Source organism: Mesorhizobium sp. PL10, assembly GCF_053714315.1.
Genome location: NZ_JBSKBR010000111.1, coordinates 1 through 2,337, shown reverse-complemented (window position 1 = coordinate 2,337; position 2,337 = coordinate 1). Strand labels below are relative to the sequence as shown.

Here is a 2,337-nt window from a genome sequence, read left to right as displayed (position 1 = left end):
TGTCAATGCCGGGTGAAATTTCCTCAGAAGTGCCGAAGTAAAATTCCCCAATTATGCCGCCCCGGACGGCGTGGAGAATTGGGTATTTTTCGGCGGCCTGCCGCGTGGAGATGGTGGCGGGGCGAAGGACGGTGGTGCGATCAATGCTTTCGAGCGGACGTGTTCCGGCATCAATTCGGCATGTTGGCGCAGCCTGTAACTTGATCCTTCAATCTGAACGACCACGGCATGATGCAAAAGTCTGTCGAGGAGGGCCGTGGCGACCACGGCGTCTCCAAAAACATCGCCCCATTCAGCAAAGCCGCGATTGGATGTGAGGATCATCGCACCTTTCTCGTAGCGGGCGTTGACGAGCTGGAAGAACAGATTGCCGCCGCCGGCGATGACCGGGAGATAACCGATCTCGTCAACGATCAGGAGACTGGGCCTGCAGAAGAAGCGGATGCGTTCTTGCAGCCGACCCTCGCGCTCGGCCCTTGAGAGGGCCGCGATTAGATCGGCCAGCGTGCAGAAGTAGACGCTCTTGCCGGCCTTGACAGCCTCGACGCCGAGCGCCAGGGCCAGATGGCTTTTGCCGGTTCCCGGCGGTCCGAGGAAATGGGCGACCTCATGGCGGTCGACAAAACCTAGTTGCGCAAGCGTGAAGATCCGATCTCGATCGAGTGAAGGCTGGAAAGAAAAATCAAAGCCGGCGAGTGTTTTGATGGTTGCCAGGCGACCCATCCGCAGCGCCGTTTTGATACGACTGTTCTCGCGCAAGGTCAGTTCTTCGGAAAGCAGGATATCGATCGCTTCGAGTGCCGACAGCTCGCCATGCTCCAGGCGCCGGACAATATGGTCGAGGGCCTCAAGGGCCCGCGGCATCTTCAAGCCGACAAGATCATGGCGAATGCGGTCGATCATCGACGGCACGGAATCGAGAGCAGCGCTCATGTGCGGTTCTCCTGTGCCATGGCCCTGGCGACAGCGTCGTAGAAGGCGAGCGGCCGCTGTGTGACCCTGTCGCCGGTACCAAGAAGAATGATCTCGTCATTGTTGGCGTGTGGTCGCGATCGCGACGAGGAGCGAAGGGTTCGGTGTCCCGGTTCGACGCGGCGCTGATGACGACCCTCCAACACTGGATGCATAGCAATGAGGGCGCCATCCTCGAAAATCCGAACTTCATTGGCCAGGGTATGAACCTCGACAAGACGCCTTCTGGTGGCGTCGGGCACGCTGTAGGCGTTTCCGCCGACGCTGACCATTCCGTCTCGAGAGATCCTGCGCTCCAGTCTCAACACGGATCGGAACGGAGCCAGCGGCAAGGGACGCAAATGATGACGCTCCTCGGCGAAGGCCTCCATGACGACACGCTGCGTTGTCGCGTGCACACGCGGATTGGCAACGGTATCGAGCCAATACCGCAGCTGGCTATTAAGGTCGTCGAGGTTGCGAAACGAGCGTGCCAGGAAGAAGTCTTCACGGATGTAGCGGAATGGTCGCTCCACCTTCCCCTTCGTCTTGGCGCGATATGCTTTGCAGGCCTTAGGATGAAAGCCGTAATGGCGGGCAAGATCGATCAGGGCACGGTTATAAACAATGCCACCGGTTTCCCCTTCGCCGATGACCGCAGTCTTCATTCGGTCGTAGAGAATCTCGCGTGGAACCCCGCCAATTGCATCGAATGCGGCGACATGGCATCGCAGCACCGTCGGAAGATCCTGATGCATAGCAAAGCGAGCCCAGATGAGACGGCTGTGGCCCAACACCATGGAAAAGAGCCAGACGATCCTCGGCGTTGACGGCTCATCGGTGAAGATGACCTGGAACTGGGCGAAATCCACCTGGGCCTGTTCGCCGGGATCTGTTTCGAACCGAACTTCAAATCCCTGTTCTGAGGTCGGGCGAACATCTCTGAGAAAGTCCGTGACGGTCGTGTAGCCACCCGCATATCCGCGATCCTTCAGCTCTCGCAAGAGTCGCCGGCCGCTCAAGCCGGGATAGGCAGCAACCCGTTCACGTAGATAAGCCGTGAATGGATCGATCACCGTTGCCCGCGGCTTGCGTGGTCCATAAGCAGGCTCTTCGAGACCCCGCTCAATATATTTACGAATTGTCTTTCGATCGACGTTGGTCTGTCTGGCGATCGCCGACACCGACAACCCCTGCCGGTGCAAATCTAAAATCATGACTATCTCCCCGAGTTTGATCACCGACATTCCCCTCTCGACCATCGAGAACAGTATCGGTGATGACGCGCCGCCGGTCCCCCGGGGCGCGCCCCGGAGGACCGGCGGCAACGCTAAACTGGGGAAGATTCAAACGGCACTTCTGGGGAGTATTGATCCGGTATCGACA

At 58.7% G+C, this 2,337-nt stretch carries 2 protein-coding genes; both read right to left on the bottom strand.

Annotated elements, in window-relative coordinates; genetic code table 11:
- Positions 1-51: 51 nt before the first annotated feature.
- Positions 52-933, bottom strand: a complete 882-nt coding sequence (istB, locus tag ACWGTO_RS33185) for an IS21-like element helper ATPase IstB (protein ID WP_454578915.1) — start codon at positions 931-933, stop codon at positions 52-54.
- Complete coding sequence (istA, locus tag ACWGTO_RS33180; protein ID WP_454578916.1) at positions 930-2,192, bottom strand: IS21 family transposase; 1,263 nt, start codon at positions 2,190-2,192, stop codon at positions 930-932. Before istA ends, istB begins: the two co-directional genes overlap by 4 nt.
- Between the last annotated feature and the right edge of the window lie 145 nt (positions 2,193-2,337).

What these genes read in the sequence shown, in the direction of transcription:
- istB (WP_454578915.1), bottom strand. Translation starts at nt 933, where the DNA reads ATGAGCGCTGCTCTCGATTCCGTGCCGTCGATGATCGACCGCATTCGC.